At 71.9% G+C, this 15,960-nt stretch carries 16 protein-coding genes; 10 read left to right on the forward strand and 6 right to left on the reverse strand.

Going from position 1 to position 15,960, the window contains the following annotated elements:
- Window positions 1-43 precede the first annotated feature (43 nt).
- Together deoC and GFH29_RS16360 are read left to right on the forward strand one after the other, a co-directional pair.
- Entirely contained in the window at window positions 44-751 is a 708-nt protein-coding gene (gene deoC / locus GFH29_RS16355) for a deoxyribose-phosphate aldolase (protein WP_153324843.1), read from the forward strand.
- 31 nt (window positions 752-782) lie between these two features.
- Complete coding sequence (locus GFH29_RS16360; RefSeq protein ID WP_153324844.1) at window positions 783-1,391, forward strand: ATP-binding protein; 609 nt, start codon at window positions 783-785, stop codon at window positions 1,389-1,391.
- An 81-nt stretch (window positions 1,392-1,472) separates the two neighbouring features.
- Here GFH29_RS16360 and GFH29_RS16365 read toward each other — a convergent pair whose 3' ends face one another.
- Window positions 1,473-2,582, reverse strand: a complete 1,110-nt coding sequence (locus tag GFH29_RS16365; RefSeq protein ID WP_194288974.1) for an adenosine deaminase — start codon at window positions 2,580-2,582, stop codon at window positions 1,473-1,475.
- A 66-nt stretch (window positions 2,583-2,648) separates the two neighbouring features.
- Between GFH29_RS16365 and GFH29_RS16370 the strand changes: the two genes are divergently transcribed.
- Together GFH29_RS16370 and GFH29_RS16375 are read left to right on the forward strand one after the other, a co-directional pair.
- Window positions 2,649-3,104, forward strand: a complete 456-nt coding sequence (locus GFH29_RS16370) for a MaoC family dehydratase (protein WP_153324846.1) — start codon at window positions 2,649-2,651, stop codon at window positions 3,102-3,104.
- 35 nt (window positions 3,105-3,139) lie between these two features.
- Window positions 3,140-3,487, forward strand: coding sequence for a hypothetical protein (locus GFH29_RS16375; protein ID WP_153324847.1), 348 nt, complete (start codon window positions 3,140-3,142; stop codon window positions 3,485-3,487).
- A gap of 30 nt (window positions 3,488-3,517) precedes the next feature.
- Here the strand turns inward: GFH29_RS16375 and GFH29_RS16380 are convergent, their stop codons facing one another.
- Together GFH29_RS16380 and GFH29_RS16385 are read right to left on the reverse strand one after the other, a co-directional pair.
- The gene (locus GFH29_RS16380; RefSeq protein WP_166133635.1) at window positions 3,518-3,892 is read right to left on the reverse strand and encodes a PaaI family thioesterase; all 375 of its coding nucleotides are present in this window, start codon (window positions 3,890-3,892) and stop codon (window positions 3,518-3,520) included.
- Between the two features lie 66 nt (window positions 3,893-3,958).
- On the reverse strand, window positions 3,959-5,227 hold the full coding sequence (locus GFH29_RS16385) for an HNH endonuclease signature motif containing protein (protein ID WP_153324849.1): 1,269 nt from the start codon (window positions 5,225-5,227) through the stop codon (window positions 3,959-3,961).
- A 526-nt stretch (window positions 5,228-5,753) separates the two neighbouring features.
- Here GFH29_RS16385 and GFH29_RS16390 point away from each other — a divergent pair.
- The gene (locus tag GFH29_RS16390) at window positions 5,754-6,134 is read left to right on the forward strand and encodes a hypothetical protein (RefSeq protein WP_153324850.1); all 381 of its coding nucleotides are present in this window, start codon (window positions 5,754-5,756) and stop codon (window positions 6,132-6,134) included.
- A gap of 74 nt (window positions 6,135-6,208) precedes the next feature.
- Window positions 6,209-7,279, forward strand: coding sequence for an NADH:flavin oxidoreductase/NADH oxidase (locus GFH29_RS16395; protein ID WP_153324851.1), 1,071 nt, complete (start codon window positions 6,209-6,211; stop codon window positions 7,277-7,279).
- 15 nt (window positions 7,280-7,294) lie between these two features.
- On the opposite strand, the gene GFH29_RS16400 is transcribed toward GFH29_RS16395, so the two are convergent.
- Window positions 7,295-8,581 (reverse strand): thymidine phosphorylase, encoded by a 1,287-nt coding sequence (locus tag GFH29_RS16400; protein ID WP_153324852.1) that lies wholly within the window; start codon window positions 8,579-8,581, stop codon window positions 7,295-7,297.
- 10 nt (window positions 8,582-8,591) lie between these two features.
- Complete coding sequence (locus GFH29_RS16405) at window positions 8,592-9,038, reverse strand: cytidine deaminase (RefSeq protein WP_153324853.1); 447 nt, start codon at window positions 9,036-9,038, stop codon at window positions 8,592-8,594.
- A gap of 223 nt (window positions 9,039-9,261) precedes the next feature.
- Here GFH29_RS16405 and GFH29_RS16410 point away from each other — a divergent pair, with 223 nt between their 5' ends.
- The 4 genes from GFH29_RS16410 (at window position 9,262) to GFH29_RS16425 (ending at window position 14,552) form a co-directional block, all read left to right on the forward strand.
- Window positions 9,262-10,350: a BMP family lipoprotein gene (locus GFH29_RS16410; RefSeq protein WP_153324854.1), complete on the forward strand. Its 1,089-nt coding sequence runs from the start codon at window positions 9,262-9,264 to the stop codon at window positions 10,348-10,350.
- Between the two features lie 136 nt (window positions 10,351-10,486).
- A complete protein-coding gene (locus GFH29_RS16415; protein ID WP_153324855.1) occupies window positions 10,487-12,001 on the forward strand; it encodes an ABC transporter ATP-binding protein in 1,515 nt (504 codons plus the stop codon).
- Window positions 11,998-13,260, forward strand: coding sequence for an ABC transporter permease (locus GFH29_RS16420; RefSeq protein WP_153324856.1), 1,263 nt, complete (start codon window positions 11,998-12,000; stop codon window positions 13,258-13,260). Before GFH29_RS16415 ends, GFH29_RS16420 begins: the two co-directional genes overlap by 4 nt.
- Window positions 13,257-14,552: an ABC transporter permease gene (locus GFH29_RS16425; RefSeq protein WP_153324857.1), complete on the forward strand. Its 1,296-nt coding sequence runs from the start codon at window positions 13,257-13,259 to the stop codon at window positions 14,550-14,552. The genes GFH29_RS16420 and GFH29_RS16425 overlap by 4 nt, the downstream gene beginning before the upstream one ends.
- Window positions 14,553-14,727: 175 nt before the next feature.
- On the opposite strand, the gene GFH29_RS16430 is transcribed toward GFH29_RS16425, so the two are convergent.
- Entirely contained in the window at window positions 14,728-15,930 is a 1,203-nt protein-coding gene (locus GFH29_RS16430) for an amidohydrolase (protein WP_153324858.1), read from the reverse strand.
- Between the last annotated feature and the right edge of the window lie 30 nt (window positions 15,931-15,960).

A 15,960-nucleotide genomic window follows, 5' to 3' on the forward strand; every position in this document is an offset into this window, starting at 1 on the left:
CCAGCGATGTCGGGCCTGTCGGCGACGAGCCTATGCTGGCGCGGTGACCGCCTCCACCAGTGCACCCTCCCCCGCCGACGTCGCCCGCACCATCGACCACACCCTGCTCAAGCCCGAGGCCACCCGCGCCGACGTGGCCGCCCTCGTCGCGGAGGCCGTCGAGCTCGGCACCTACTCGGTGTGCGTCTCCCCCTCGATGCTCCCGCTGGACGTCCCGGCCGGCAGCGACCTCAAGGTCGCGGTGGTCTGCGGGTTCCCCAGCGGCAAGCACACCTCCTCGGTGAAGGCCGCCGAGGCGGCGGAGTCCGTGCAGCGCGGCGCGGACGAGATCGACATGGTCATCGACGTCGGCGCCGCCCGCGAGGGTCGCTTCGACGACGTCCAGGCCGACATCGCCGCCGTGCGGGCAGCCGCCCCGGCCCCGACGGTCCTCAAGGTCATCATCGAGTCCGCTGCCCTCGACGACGAGCAGATCGTCGCCGTGTGCCGGGCCGCCGTGGCCGCCGGCGCGGACTTCGTCAAGACCTCCACCGGCTTCCACCCCGCGGGCGGCGCCACCGAGCACGCCGTGCGCCTGATGGCCGAGACGGTCGGTGACAAGGCGTTGGTCAAGGCCTCCGGCGGCGTGCGCACCCTGGAGCAGGCCCGCACGATGCTCGCGGCCGGCGCCTCGCGACTCGGCGTCTCCGGCAGCCGGGCGCTGCTGGGCGGCGACAGCGGCGGCAGCGACAAGGGGTCCGGCACCTACTGAGCCCCGCAGGGGCGTCGGGCACAATGATCCGGTGCGCGCCCAGGTGATCGTCCTCGCCGGGCCCTCCGGCTCCGGCAAGAGCAGGCTCGCCGCCCGCACCGGCCTCCCGGTGCTGCGCCTGGACGACTTCTACAAGGACGGCTCCGACCCGACGCTGCCGGTGATCACCGTGGGCGCGAACGCCGGGATGGTCGACTGGGACCACGTCGACGCCTGGCACCTCGATGACGCGCTCGCGGCGATCACCGCACTGTGCCGCGAGGGCCACACCCAGGTGCCGATCTACGACATCGCCCACGACGGGCGCACCGGCTGGCGCGATCTCGACCTGGGCGAGCACCGGCTGTTCGTCGCCGAGGGCATCTTCGCCGAGCTCGTGGCCCGCCCGGCGGCCGAGCAGGGGCTGCTCGCCGCGGCGTACTGCATCCGGCGCCACCCGCTGGTGACCTTCGCGCTGCGCCTCACCCGCGACCTGCGCGAGCGCCGCAAGCCACCGCTGGTGCTGCTGCGCCGCGGCCTGGACCTCATGCGCGGCGAGCGCCGCGTGGTCGCGCGCGCCGAGGCCCGCGGCTGCCGACCGGTCACCCCCGAGCAGGGCCTCGCCGACATCCGCGCCCTCGAGACCGCCCGCCCGCGCTGACCCCCTCTCCCCGAGTCGGCGCCAATGGTTGCGCGAGTCGGCGCCAATGGCGCGCCGAGTCGGCGCCAATGGCGCGGGATCTCAGGAGGCGGTGAGCTCCGCGGTCAGCGCGGCGTACGCGGGCTTGATCACCTGGTTGATCAGCGCGAGCCGCTCGTCGAAGGGCAGGAACGCCGACTTCATCGCGTTGAGCGTGAACCACTCCAGGTCACGCATCCCGAAGCCGAACGCCTCGCACAGGTCCCACATCTCGTCGGTCATCGAGGTGTGGCTCATCAGCCGGTTGTCGGTGTTGACCGTCACCCGGAACCGCAGCCGGGTGAGCAGCCCGATCGGGTGCTCGGCGATCGACGCGGCCGCGCCGGTCTGCACGTTGGACGCCGGGCAGAGCTCCAGCGGGATCCGCTTGTCGCGCACGTACGCCGCGAGCCGGCCGAGCTCCACGCGGCCGTCCTCGCGCACGGTGATGTCGTCGACGATGCGCACGCCGTGACCGAGGCGGTCCGCACCGCACCACTGGATGGCCTGCCAGATCGACGGCAGGCCGAAGGCCTCGCCGGCGTGGATGGTGAAGTGGGAGTTCTCGCGCTGGAGGTACTCGAAGGCGTCGAGGTGACGGGTGGGCGGGTAGCCGGCCTCCGCGCCGGCGATGTCGAAGCCCGCGACACCGCGGTCGCGCCAGGCGACCGCGAGCTCGGCGATCTCCATGGATCGGGCCTGGTGGCGCATCGCGGTGAGCAGCTGGCGCACCAGGATCCGGCCGCCGGCGGCCTCCATGCCCTCGTCGAAGCCGCGCTGGACCGCCGCCACCACGTCGTCGAGGGCGAGGCCCTGCTCGACGTGCTGCTCCGGGGCGTAGCGGACCTCGGCGTACACGACGCCGTCGGCCGCGAGGTCCTCGACGCACTCGCGGGCCACCCGGGCCAGCGCGTCGGCGGTCTGCATGACCCCGACCGTGTGGTCGAAGGTCTCCAGGTAGCGCTCGAGGGAGCCCGAGTCGGCGGCCTGCGCGAACCAGGCACCGAGCTCCTCGGCCGTGGTGGCGGGCAGCTCGTGACCGCACTCGGCGGCGAGGTCGATCACCGTCTGCGGACGCAGACCCCCGTCGAGGTGGTCGTGGAGCAAGACCTTCGGCGCACGCAGCACCAGATCGCGCGTAGGGGCGTTAGGTTCGACGGCACTGGCGCTCATGGCGCCATCCAACCACCCCGCAGGCATGCCCAGAGATTCGCTGGGCCGGACCCGAGGAGCCCCTGGATGCGCGTGTTCACCGAGATCGAGGAGCTCGCCGACGCGGTCGGGCAGGAGCTCGGCACCAGCGACTGGCTGGAGGTCGACCAGGCCCGGGTCGACGCCTTCGCCGACGCCACCGGCGACCACCAGTGGATCCACGTCGACGCCGAGCGGGCCGCCGCCGGGCCGTTCGGCGGCACCATCGCGCACGGCTACCTGACGCTCTCGCTGATCCCCTGCCTCGGCCAGGGTGTCTTCGCCCTCGACACCCCCGGCGCCAAGCTGAACTACGGCGTCAACAAGGTCCGCTTCCCCAGCCCGCTGCGCGTCGGCAAGCGGATCCGGCTCAGCGTCACCGTCACCGCGCTCACCGAGCTCCCCGCCGGCCACCAGCTGACGCTCCGGCAGGTCGTCGAGATCGAGGGCGAGGCCAAGCCGGCCTGTGTCGCCGAGACCGTCGTGCTGCCGCTCGCTGACTGAGGGCGAGCAGGGGCACCAGGCCCTATGCTCCCCCGATGGCCGATCTCGGTGCCGTCGAATCCCGCCTCTGGACCCTGCTCGCGCCGTACCGCACCGAGCTCGAGGAGGCGACCGTCTACGGCATGCCGTCGCTGCGATGGCCCGGCACGGGCAGCCACGACTACTTCGCCGCGATCGGCCGCAGCGCCCGCAAGGTCAGTCTCTACGCGATCGCCGTCGACACCTGGCCCGAGGCCCTCGAGGGCGCCTCCGAGGAGCTCCGCGCCCGTCGCACCGGCAAAGCGACCTTCTCCTTCCCCACGCTGGACGACGACCTTGCCGCTGAGCTCGGGGCGTTCCTCGAGCGGTTGTACCTGCCCTACCGCGCCCACCACCTCGGCTGAGCCGACCGAGCACGGACGGCGGGTGCCCGGTCAGTCCCCCAGCAGCGCGAACGTCGCCAGTGCATGGACGAGTGACTTTCCGTCCTGCTCGACGTCGGCCTCGCAGACCGTCAGGTTCTCCCCGCGCTTGCGCACCGTGGCCGTGACCACCAAGGTGCCTGGCTTGCCGGGGCGCAGGTAGGTGACGGTGAGCTGGCTGGTGGCCGGCACCTCGCCGTCGGCCGCGCTGCGCACCGCGGCCCCCATGGTCGTGTCGACCAGTGTGGCCAGCATGCCGCCGTGCACCGTGCCGGCGGGGTTGAGGTGGCGCTCATCGACCTCGACCTCGAGGCGCGCCTCGCCGTCCTCGGCCTCGGGAGCAGGGGCGCCGACCAGGCCGGTGAATCCGGGATCGCTGTGGGTCACGGGCGGCTGGTACCCACCACCGTCGATCACCATCGCGGTCCGCCCTCCGGTACGTCGCCGGTCGGCCTAGCAGCGTCGGTGGAAGGTGAGCTTGCCGCCGGGGAGGGTCGTGGTCTCGTAGGCGGGATCGTGGGCGCGAGCGTGGTGGCGAGGACAGAGGAGCCGGCCGCTGGCCACGCTGGTCGCACCGCCGCGGGACCACGGAACGTCGTGGTGGGCGTGGCACAGGCCCGGTGGCCAGTCGCACCCATCGGCGGTGCAGCCGCCGTCGCGCAGGGCGAGGGCGACTCGGTGGGTCTTGGTGTGAAAGCGGCGCTTGCGGCCGACGTCGAGCGGGCGGCCTTCGCCGTCGAGGACGGCGGGCACGATCCCGGCCTGGCACGCCAGGCGTCGGGCCTCGGTGGCGGAGATCGTCTCGCCGGTGTGCAGGTGGGCCGCGCGTAGGCCGCCGAGGAGCGAGTCCAGCGTCATCGTGACCACGATGGTGGCGGCCACTCCGCCGGCGTCGGGGAGCCGGTCGGTGGGATAGCGCTCAAGGAACTCACAGAACGCCTGCCCCATCCGCTCCGGACCCGGCCGCCGCTCGGCGCCCGCGGCTCCGGGGCCGTTCACGGCGTGCTGGTGCTTCGGTGCGGCGATGGCGAGGAGTGCGGCGCGCAGCATCGAGGCGTGATGGGTGGGGATGGTGAACCGGCCGTGGGTCTTGCCGTGCCCGTCATCGCTCATCGTGAGTCTCGCGGCGGCGCGGGCCGCGGCTTCCTCACGCTCCAAGCGGGCAGCTTCGGCGGCGTCGGCCTGCTCGGGAGCGGCGACCTCGACCAGCCGCTTGGCCAGGCGACGCAGGGTGATCGCGTCGTGCTCGCCCGCCTGCTCCAGGAGGAAGTCCTCCGCACGGGCCCGGCTCTCGTCGTCCACGAGGTCCTCGGGCAGGTCGTCGACCGCGTCGATGATCACCTGGGCCTGGTCGAGGTGGATCCGCCCGGCGCCCAATGCCTCGCGCACACCGTCGTGGTGCCCGGCGTCCAGCGCACGGGCCAGGCGCATCAACCGGTGCGTCTCGGGGCGGGTCAGGCGCGACTGGTGTGCCCACCAGTTCGCGGTGCTGGTCGCACCGACCGCGTCGCCCACCTCGACGCTGTGGGCGTGCGCGGCGACCCTCAACCGGAGCTCCTGCAACCGGTCGATTTCCGCGCTTAGCTCCAGCAGCGTCGCCCCGGCCTCGGCCTCGCTCAGCGACCACACCGGCGCCTCGGCGACGGTGTCGAGGGCCTCGTGCACGCACGCCACCGCCGCGGCCACCGGGTGGCCGGATCGGGGCTGGCGAGGTGCTTCCATGGACCTACTCAACCACCGACCACCGACAGCCCCGGGCAGTCGTTCTCCCAGGTCAGCGGGCCTGTGCACAGACAAGACTCAATTCATCATCGCGTAGAGCACGTGAGACATCGCCACGTGGCTGACCCCCACGAATTCCTCTCCAGGAAGTCATCGGGGGCCGTCACGGGAACTGCTCGAGGGCCCAAGCGTGGGTCCTGTGTCGGTCCTTGCGATAGGGCTTGTCGCGGCCCCTCCCCTCCGGCACGGCCGGGAGGACAACCTGACCACCATGCGTGTGCACGACACCCGCCAGCCGGGCCTACACGTGCTCGCGCGGCGGGGGTCGGCGACCATCTTCGCGGCCTTCGACCGACGTGCGCGACGCCCGGCATGCCACTGAGCAGCGCTCGAGAGATCAGGTCGGAGTCGTTGAGCGGTCGCCCGGGCGCTGACGTTCTGGGCAGTCCCTCTCGATGACCTGCTGGCCGGGCGCCGGCGACGATAAGGCCCGTACCAGCCCTCCGGCTCCGACTAGGGTGCCGACATGTCCACGTCCTCTCGGTGGTCCGTCGGCTCCCGCGACTCGCTGCTGTCGCTGTGGTCGGACGGCTCGGTGCTGTCGGTCGGCAGTGTCGGATCGTGTGGATCCGTGTTCTCCGTCGGGTCGTTCCTCTCCGCGTTCTCGGTCGGGTCGTCGATGTCGTTCGCCTCGGCGCTGTCGCACCAGTCCTCCGGGTCGGTGCTGTCCCACCAGTCCGCCGAGTCGGCGCTGTCCCACCGGTCCTCCGGCTCGGTCCTCACCTCACGGGCGAGCGGCGCGTACGCCGCGTCCGACACCGGAGCACACCCGAGGCGTCCGGCGATCGCGTTGGCGGTGGGCGCCGCCGCGGTCGGCATCGTGCTGGCGGCCCGGTCCCGTTCCTGACGACGGAATCCCCGGGCCCCGTCCCCGGTTGGGACAGTGCCCCCCACCTCAGCACCTCAGGAGACCGCACCGCCGTGAGCCAGCTCTTCACCCCGATCACCCTGCGCGACGTGACCATCCGCAACCGGGTGTGGGTCGCCCCGATGTGCCAGTACTCCGCCGTCGACGGCCTGCCGAACGACTGGCACCTGGTGCACCTCGGCTCCTTCGCCCGCGGCGGCGCGGGCCTGGTCATCAGCGAGGCGACGGCGGTGGTGCCGGAGGGGCGGATCTCCCCCGACGACACCGGGCTGTGGAACGACGAGCAGCAGGCCGCCTGGGCGCGGATCGTGGACTTCGTGCACGACCAGGGCGCCACCGCGGGCATCCAGCTCGCCCACGCGGGCCGCAAGGCCTCGACGTACTCCGGCTTCACCGGTGAGCGCGGCGCGGTCCCCGAGGCCGAGGGCGGGTGGCGACCCGTCGGCCCGTCCGCCGCGCCGTACCCCGGCCTGCACGAGCACCCCGAGCCCCTCGACGCCGCCGGCATCGCCCGCGTCGTGAGCGCCTTCGGCGACGCCGCCGAGCGCGCCGTCGCCGCGGGCTTCGACGTGCTCGAGGTGCACGCCGCGCACGGCTACCTGCTGCACGAGTTCCTCTCCCCGCTGTCGAACCTGCGCGAGGACGAGTACGGCGGCTCCTTCGACAACCGCGTCCGCCTCCTGCTCGAGGTGGTCCGCGAGATCCGCGGCCGGGTCGCCGCCGGGGTACCGGTGCTGGTGCGCCTCTCGGCCACCGAGTGGCTCGACGACGGCTGGAGCATCGAGGACAGCGTGCGCCTGGCCGGCGTGCTGCGGGAGGAGGGCGTCGACCTCGTCGACACCTCCACCGGCGGCAACGCGCCGGCCGAGATCCCGGTCGGGCCGGGCTACCAGGTGCCGTTCGCGCGCCGGATCCGCGCGGAGGCGCAGATCCCGACCGGCGCAGTCGGGCTGATCACCGACGCCAAGCAGGCCGAGGACATCCTGGCCGACGGCTCCGCCGACGTGGTCCTGCTCGGTCGCGAGCTGCTGCGCGACCCGCACTGGCCGCTCCAGGCCGCCCGTGAGCTCGGCGAGCCCGGCGACGCCCTGTGGCCGGCGCAGTACCGCCGCGCCGCCCGCTAGTCAGTACGCCGGGGCTCAGCCGATCCGGTCGATGATCAGCGGCGAGGGCTGGTACGCCGAGGCGTCGGGCGCCACGTCGTACCCGCCCTCCAGCGAGGCCAGCGCCCGGTCGAAGCGCTCGGGGGTGTCGGTGAGCAGGGTGAGCAGCGGCTGACCCTCGGTGACCTCGTCACCGGGGCGGGCGTGCCACACGACGCCGGCACCGGCCTGCACCGGGTCCTCCTTGCGGGCCCGGCCGGCGCCCAGGCGCCACGCGGCGAGCCCGACCGACATCGCGTCGAGGCGGGTCAGCACCCCGGTGGCGGGCGCGGTGACGACGTGCGACTCCTTCGCCACCGGCATCGGGGCGTCGGGGTCGCCGTCCTGGGCGCGGATCATCTCGCGCCACACGTCCATCGCCTTGCCGGAGGCGAGCACCTCGGCGGGGTCCACGTCGGTGACACCGGCGCCGGCAAGCATCTCGCGGGCCAGGGCGAGGGTCAGCTCGACCACGTCGGCCGGTCCCCCGCCGGCGAGCACCTCGACCGACTCGGCGACCTCGATCGCGTTGCCGGCGGTGTAGCCCAGCGGCGTGGACATGTCGGTGAGCAGCGCGACCGTGCGGACGCCGGCGTCGGTGCCGAGCGCGACCATGGTCTCGGCGAGCTCGCGGGCCTTCGCCAGGTCCTTCATGAACGCGCCCGTGCCGACCTTGACGTCGAGGACCAGCGCGCCGGTGCCCTCGGCGATCTTCTTGCTCATGATCGAGGAGGCGATCAGCGGGATCGCCTCGACGGTGCCGGTCACGTCGCGCAGCGCGTAGAGCTTCTTGTCCGCCGGGGCGAGCCCGTCGCCGGCGGCGCAGATGACCGCGCCGATCGACTCCAGCTGGGCGAGCATCTCCTCGTTCGACAGCAGCGCGCGCCATCCCGGGATCGCCTCGAGCTTGTCGAGGGTGCCGCCGGTGTGGCCCAGGCCCCGCCCGGAGAGCTGCGGTACGGCGACGCCGCAGGCGGCCACCAGCGGTGCCAGCGGCAGCGTGATCTTGTCGCCGACGCCTCCGGTGGAGTGCTTGTCGGCGGTCGGTCGCGACAGCGTCGAGAAGTCCATCCGCTCCCCCGAGGCGATCATCGCCGCGGTCCAGCGGGAGATCTCGCGCCGGTCCATGCCGTTGAGCAGGATCGCCATCGCCAGCGCCGACATCTGCTCGTCGGCGACCGCGCCTCGGGTGTAGGCGTCGACCACCCAGTCGATCTGGCTGTCGGTGAGCGCGGTGGCGTCGCGCTTGGCGGAGATGACCTCGATGGCGTCGTGACCGGACATGCCACCGACCCTACGCGCCGGTAGCCGGACCCCTGTCGCCCAGGGCGTCGGGCCCGAAGGCGTCCGGGAGCACCTCGGCCATCGTCCGCACGCCCACGACCGTCCACACCAGCAGGTCGTTCCCGCCGTGCTCGAAGAGCAGCTGGCGGCAGCGACCGCACGGCATGATCACCTGCCCGGCGTCGTCCACGCAGACGAAGTGGGTCAGTCGCCCGCCTCCCCCGGCCACCAGCGAGGAGACCAGGCCGCACTCGGCGCACAGCGTCACGCCGTACCCGGCGTTCTCGACGTTGCACCCGACCACGACCCGACCGTCGTCGACCAGCGCCGCGGCGCCCACCGCGTAGCGGCTGTACGGCGCGTACGCGCGCCCCGCGATCTCGGCGGCGGCCGCCCGCAGGCGCGGCCAGGGCTCCGCGGAGGTGTCGGACGGACTGACAGCTGGGATCTGGGGCATCTCGGTCTCCTCTCCCACGGGCCGCCCGCGGGAGGAACAGCGTCCCCGACCCGGCCCGACGGGGCAATCCACGCCACATCCGGGCGGTTCTAAACCCCGCAAAGGTTCCAACTCGATAACCGTTTGGCCCGAGGCGCCCCGACTGCTCACGGTGCCGGCTGACAGCGACTACGGTGCGTGCGTTGCCCCCGCTGGTGGGGGCCACCTTGATCTGGAGGCAGATGTGAAGAAGTTGAGGAAGGCCGTCATCGGCAGCGTCGCGGTCCTGGCGACGTCCGGCGCGCTCGTCGCATGCGGTGAGGCACCGGAGGAGGACAACAACGAGTCCGGCAACCAGGCCAGCGACTTCCTCCCCTGCATCGTGTCCGACCAGGGCGGCTTCGACGACAAGTCGTTCAACCAGCTCGGCTACGAGGGCGTCAAGCGCGCCGCCGACGAGCTCGGCACCGACTTCATCGACGTCGAGTCCAACAGCCCCACCGACTTCGGCCCCAACCTCGAGAGCCTCGTCTCCGAGGGCTGCGACGCCATCGTGTCGGTCGGGTTCGCGCTCTCCGCCGCGACCATCGAGTCCGCCAAGGCCAACCCGGACATCGACTACATCCTGATCGACGACCCGGCGGACGCCGACTTCGACGGCACCACCGACGCGGACAACATCAAGCCGCTTCTGTACGACACCTCGCAGGCCGCGTTCCTCGCGGGCTACGCCGCCGCCGACACCTCCAAGACCGGCGTCGTGGGCACCTACGGCGGCGAGCCGTTCCCGACCGTGACCATCTTCATGGACGGCTTCAAGCAGGGCGTCGAGTACTACAACAAGCAGAAGAACGCCGACGTCAAGGTCGTCGGCTGGGACGGCAAGACCGGCAGCTTCACCGGCAGCTTCGAGTCCGACGGCAAGGACACCAACACCGCCAAGCAGCTGCTGGACCAGAACGTCGACGTCATCCTGCCCGTCGGCGGTCCGATCTACGAGGGCGCGATCACCGCGATCCAGGACTCGGGCGACGACGTGGCGCTGGTCGGCACCGACTCCGACATCGTCGAGAAGGACCCGAAGACGGCCGACCTCGCGCTGACCTCGATCCAGAAGGCGATGGACCTGTCGACCTACCAGGCGATCATGGACGCCGCCGAGGGCAAGTTCGACAACACGCCGTACATCGGCACCCTCGAGAACGACGGCGTCAGCATCGCGGACTTCCACAACTGGGAGTCCAAGGTGTCCGACACCCTCGCCGATGAGCTCGACGAGATCCGCGCCGGGATCCAGGACGGCTCCATCAAGGTGAAGTCCTACCTGCAGTGACCTGATCAGGGGGGGAGGCCGACCGCGAGGTCGACCTCCCCCCTGTTCCCTGTTCAATGGACACCCTGTGCACGTGTCCTTGTCCTCGGCGGTCGCGATCGCCACCGTCTCGACGTGTCCTCCCTAGGATCGATCCATGCAACTCGCCCTGCGCAACGTGACCAAGCGCTTCGGCAGCCTGGTCGCCAACGACCGGATCTCACTCACCGTGGACTCAGGCGAGATCCACTGCCTGCTCGGTGAGAACGGCGCTGGCAAGTCCACCCTGATGAATGTCCTCTACGGCCTCTACCAGGCCGACGAGGGCGAGATCGTCCTCGACGGCGAGGTCCGGCACTTCGCCGGCCCCGGCGACGCGATGGCGGCCGGCATCGGCATGGTCCACCAGCACTTCATGCTGATCCCCGTCTTCACCGTCGCCGAGAACGTCATGCTCGGCCACGAGAAGACCGGCTTCGCCGGGTCCCTCGACCTCGAGGCCGCGCGCGCCCTGGTGCGTGAGATCTCCGAGCGCTTCGGGTTCCACGTCGACCCCGACGCGGTCGTCGAGGACCTGCCGGTCGGCGTGCAGCAGCGCGTCGAGATCATCAAGGCCCTCTCCCGCGACGCGAAGGTCCTCGTCTTCGACGAGCCGACCGCGGTGCTCACCCCGCAGGAGACCGACGAGCTGATGCAGATCATGCGCCAGCTGCGCGAGTCCGGCACCGCGATCGTGTTCATCACCCACAAGCTCCGCGAGGTCCGCGAGGTCGCCGACCGGATCACCGTGATCCGGCTGGGCAAGGTGGTCGGCGAGGCCGAGCCCACCGCCAGCAACGCCGAGCTGGCGGCGCTCATGGTCGGGCGCCCCGTCGAGCTGACCGTCCACAAGGACGCGCCGAAGCTCGGCGAGGAGGCGCTCGTCGTCTCCGGGCTGACCGTGGCCGACCAGACCGGCCTGGTCCACGTGAACGACCTCAGCTTCTCCATCCGCGCCGGCGAGGTCCTCGCCGTCGCCGGTGTGCAGGGCAACGGCCAGACCGAGCTCACCGAGGCCCTCGTCGGGCTCCAGGAGCACGTGCTGGGCTCGATCCGCCTCGATGGCAAGGAGCTCGTCGGGCGCAGCGTGCGTCAGGTCCTGGAGGCAGGCGTCGGGTTCATCCCCGAGGACCGTCAGGTCGACGGTCTGGTCGGCGCCTTCTCCATCGCCGAGAACCTCATGCTCGACCGCAGCTTCGGCGCGCCGTTCGTGCGTGCCGGCTCGGTGCAGCTGCAGACCCGCGACGAGTTCGCCCGCCAGAAGCTCGCCGACTACGACGTACGCGCGCCCGGGATCACGACCCCCGTCGAGAACCTCTCCGGTGGCAACCAGCAGAAGGTCGTGGTGGCGCGCGAGCTCTCCCGCGACCTGCGCCTGCTGGTCGCGGCCCAGCCCACCCGCGGCGTCGACGTGGGCTCGATCGAGTTCATCCACCAGCAGATCGTGGCCACCCGCGACGCGGGAGTGCCCGTCCTGGTCGTGTCCACCGAGCTCGACGAGGTCGTCGCGCTGGCCGACCGGATCATGGTGCTCTACCGCGGCAAGATCGTCGGGATCGTGCCCGCCGACACGCCCCGCGAGGTGCTCGGCCTGATGATGACCGGAGAACGACCGGCAGGAGCCGTCGCATGACCAACCCCGATCCCCAGTCCTCCCCCCAGGCCCAGGGTTCACCTCCTCCGGAGACCGAGGAGGCGCCGCGCCGTCCCGACAGCGACGACCGCGCCAACGGGCCGTGGCACCACGTGCTGCGCTCGATCACGACCGGCAACGCCATGGTCGGCGTGCTGTCCGTGCTCCTCGCGGTGCTCGTCGGCTCGGTGCTGATCCTCGCCACCAGCGAGGAGGTCCGCGAGACCGGCCAGTACCTCTTCGCCCGTCCCGGCGACTTCTTCAGCGCCGCGTGGGAGTCGATCTCCGGCGCGTACGGCGCGCTCTTCCGCGGCTCCGTCTACAACACCCGGGCCGCTGACTTCGAGACCGCGATCCGGCCGCTGACCGAGACCCTCAAGTTCGCCGGCCCGCTGATCGCCGCCGGCCTCGGTGTCGGCCTGGCGTTCCGTGCCGGCCTGTTCAACATCGGTGGCCGCGGCCAGATGCTCATCGGCGGCGCGTTCGCCGGCTGGGTGGCCATCGAGGTCGAGCTGCCGTTCCCGCTGCGGCTGATCGCCGCGGTCCTCGCGGGCATGGTCGCCGCCGGCCTGTGGGCCGGTATCGCCGGTGTGCTCAAGGCGCGCACCGGCGCCCACGAGGTGATCGTCACGATCATGCTCAACTACGTCGGCTACTACCTGGTGCTCTACGCCCTCTCCACCCAGGGCCTGCTCCAGGCGCCGGGCAGCATCAACCCGCAGTCCCTGCCGACGCCGTCCGAGGCCCAGCTGCCGCGCCTGTTCGGCGACCGTTACAACGTCCACCTCGGCTTCGTGCTCGCGCTGGTCGCCGTGGTCGTCGTGTGGTGGCTGCTCAACCGCTCGGCGATGGGCTACCGCTTCCGCGCGGTGGGTGAGAACCCGCACGCCGCCCGCACCGCCGGCATCAACGTCGGTCGCACCTACGTGCTGGCCATGCTGTTCGCGGGCTCGCTCGTCGGCCTCGCCGCCACCAACCAGGTGCTCGGCACCGTCACCAGCGGCGTGAACGTCGGCCTCGACGCCGGGATCGGCTTCGACGCGATCACCGTCGCCCTGCTGGGCCGCTCCAGCCCGCTGGGCATCCTCGGCGCCGGCCTGCTGTTCGGCGCCTTCAAGGCCGGCGGCTTCTCCATGCAGGCATCCCAGGGCATCCCCGTCGACATCGTCCTGGTCATCCAGTCCCTCATCGTGCTGTTCATCGCCGCTCCGCCGCTGGTCCGGGCGATCTTCCGTCTGCCTGCGAAGGAGGCCAAGTGAGCACCACCGCCCCCGCCCCCGCCTCACCCGAGGGCACTGTCAGCGACGACCTCGCTGTCATCACCGTCGTCAGCAAGAAGACCCCGATCATCCTGGCGGTCCTCACCCTGGCGCTGGGCGCCATGGCGCTCTTCGGCTCCCAGAGCGGCGACACCACGTTCCGCCTGTCCACCCGTAACGACTTCTTCGAGCTCCCGGACATCACCGTCCCGGCGATGACGGCGACGTGGGTGGCGGTGGTCCTGCTCGCACTGCTCACCGCGGAGTCCGCGCGCCGCTACCTGAGCCGCCGGACGACCCCCATCTGGATGGTCGTCGTGTTCGCCGCGGTGACGATGACCGGCTTCCTCACCTGGGCCGGTGCCGGCAGCACGATTCCGGTCGTCGGACTGATCGCAGGGTCGATCGCGCTCGCCGTACCGCTCATCTTCGGCGCCCTCGGCGGCGTGCTCGGCGAGCGGGCCGGCGTGGTCAACATCGCCATCGACGGCCAGCTCCTGGCCGGCGCCTTCGCGGCCGCGACCGTCGCCTCGGTGGCGGGCTCCGCGTGGGCCGGCGTCATCGGCGCCATGGGCGCCGGCGCCCTCGTCGCGCTGGTCCTCGGCATCTTCGCGATCAGCTACCACGTCGAGCAGGTCATCGTCGGTGTGGTCCTCAACGTGCTGATCATCGGCTTCACCAGCTTCATGTTCGGCCAGGTGCTGGTCCCCAACTCCGAGGCACTGAACAGCCCGCCGCGACTGGGTCCGCTCGCCATCCCGCTGCTCGGTGACATCCCGCTCATCGGGCCGGTGCTGTTCCGCCAGTCCCCGATCGTCTACCTGCTCTACATCACCGTGGCGGTGGTCGCCTGGGCGCTCTACCGCACCAAGTGGGGCCTGCGCGTGCGTGCCGTGGGCGAGCACCCCAAGGCCGCGGACACCGTCGGCATCAACGTCATCGCCACCCGCTACAAGACGGTGCTGCTCGCCGGCGCGATCGCCGGCATGGGCGGCGCGTTCTACACGCTCGTCTCGGTGCAGCAGTTCAACCGCGACATGACCAGCGGCGCCGGCTACATCGCGCTCGCCGCGGTGATCTTCGGCAAGTGGGACCCGATCCGGGCCACGCTGGCGGCGCTGCTCTTCGGCTTCGCCACCAACCTGCAGGGCGTGCTGTCGGTCATCGGCTCGCCGGTCCCCAGCGAGTTCATGCTGATGCTGCCCTACGTCGTGACGGTCGTCGCCGTGGCAGGCCTGGTCGGCAAGTCCCGCGGCCCGGCCGCGGTCGGCCTGCCCTACAAGAAGGCCTAGCTCCCCCAGCAACACCCTCGAGACCCCCGGCTCGCACCGTGCGAGCCGGGGGTCTCGTGCGTCGAGTCGAGACTCCCCGCCGGTCGAGTCGAGAGTTCTACCGGTCGAGTCGAGACCTGGGTCGCCACAAGCGCCGACTCGGCGCACCATTGGCGCCGACTCGGCGAAAGGGAGGTCAGGCGAGGGCGGCGAGAGCCACGCCGGCGAGGATCTTGGCGCCGATGGCGACCGCGCGCTCGTCGACGCGCAGGTCCCCCTGATGCAGGTCGTACGTCGTGCCGCCGGGCGTGCGGGTGCCCAGGCGCATCATCGCGCCGGGCAGGTGGTCGAGGTACCACCCGAAGTCCTCACCGCCGAGGCTCTGCTGGGTGACGACGGGCCCACCGGGCCCGAGCACGTCCTCCGTCGCGGCGGCCAGCAGCGCGATGGAGCGGGCCTCGTTGACGACCGGCGGGACGCCGCGGCGGTAGTCCACCTCGGCATGCACGCCGTACGGCGCGACGATCTGCTCGATCAGCACCGGCACCAGCTTCTCCGCCTCGGACCAGGCGATCGCGTCGAGCATCCGCACGGTGCCGCCGAGCCAGCCGGTGCTCGGCACGACATTGTGCGCCGAGCCGGCCTGCAGCACGCCCCACACCACGCTCACGCCGGCGCGGGGGTCGAGGCGCCGCGAGAGGATCGCCGGCAGCTCGGTGACCACCTTGCCCAGGGCGAAGGTGAGGTCCTCGGTGAGGTGCGGGCGCGAGGTGTGCCCGCCAGAGCCGGAGAGCTGCACCTGCAGGTGGTCGGCCGCGCCGGTGATCGGGCCCTCGCGCAGACCGATGTGCCCGACATCGAGGCTGGGGTCGCAGTGCAGGCCGAAGACCCGCGAGACGCCGGTGAGGGCGCCGAACTCGAGCAGGGTCAGCGCGCCGCCGGGCATGACCTCCTCGGCGGGCTGGAAGAGCAGGCGCACCCGCCCGGGCAGCCGGCCGGCCGCGTGAGCGGCGCTCAGTGCGCGCGCGGCGCCCAGCACCGCGGTGATGTGCACGTCGTGGCCGCACGCGTGGGCGACGCCCTCGACGGTGCTCGCCCAGGGTTCGTCGGTCAGGTCCGGGACGGGCAGCGCGTCGAGGTCCGCGCGCAGCGCGACGATCGGGCCCTCCTCGCCCAGGTCGGCGACCAGGCCGGTGCGCGGCAGCCGCGTGACCTGCCAGCCCAGCTTCTCGACCTCGTCGGCGACGAGCGCCGTCGTGCGCGTCTCGCGCCACGACAGCTCGGGGTGCGCGTGGAGGTCCCGGCGGAGCGCGAGCAGGTCCTCGAGATGCTGGTCGACGGCGTCGGCGAGGAGTGCGCTGGTGGTCGGGTCGGTCGGGGTGGGGGCGTCCGCGGGCATCATCGCGAGCCTAGACGACTCGGCTGGGAA

The sequence above is a fragment of the Nocardioides sp. dk884 genome, from assembly GCF_009557055.1.
Taxonomy (GTDB): Bacteria; Actinomycetota; Actinomycetes; order Propionibacteriales; family Nocardioidaceae; genus Nocardioides.

Bases quoted from the DNA above. Each gene is read 5' to 3' on its own strand.
- GFH29_RS16365 (WP_194288974.1), bottom strand. From the start codon at position 2,582: ATGAGCGCCAGTGCCGTCGAACCTAACGCCCCTACGCGCGATCTGGTG.
- GFH29_RS16370 (WP_153324846.1), top strand. From the start codon at position 2,649: ATGCGCGTGTTCACCGAGATCGAGGAGCTCGCCGACGCGGTCGGGCAG.
- GFH29_RS16375 (WP_153324847.1), top strand. From the start codon at position 3,140: ATGGCCGATCTCGGTGCCGTCGAATCCCGCCTCTGGACCCTGCTCGCG.
- GFH29_RS16385 (WP_153324849.1), bottom strand. From the start codon at position 5,227: ATGGAAGCACCTCGCCAGCCCCGATCCGGCCACCCGGTGGCCGCGGCG.
- GFH29_RS16390 (WP_153324850.1), top strand. From the start codon at position 5,754: ATGTCCACGTCCTCTCGGTGGTCCGTCGGCTCCCGCGACTCGCTGCTG.
- GFH29_RS16400 (WP_153324852.1), bottom strand. From the start codon at position 8,581: ATGTCCGGTCACGACGCCATCGAGGTCATCTCCGCCAAGCGCGACGCC.
- GFH29_RS16405 (WP_153324853.1), bottom strand. From the start codon at position 9,038: ATGCCCCAGATCCCAGCTGTCAGTCCGTCCGACACCTCCGCGGAGCCC.
- GFH29_RS16415 (WP_153324855.1), top strand. From the start codon at position 10,487: ATGCAACTCGCCCTGCGCAACGTGACCAAGCGCTTCGGCAGCCTGGTC.
- GFH29_RS16420 (WP_153324856.1), top strand. From the start codon at position 11,998: ATGACCAACCCCGATCCCCAGTCCTCCCCCCAGGCCCAGGGTTCACCT.
- GFH29_RS16430 (WP_153324858.1), bottom strand. From the start codon at position 15,930: ATGCCCGCGGACGCCCCCACCCCGACCGACCCGACCACCAGCGCACTC.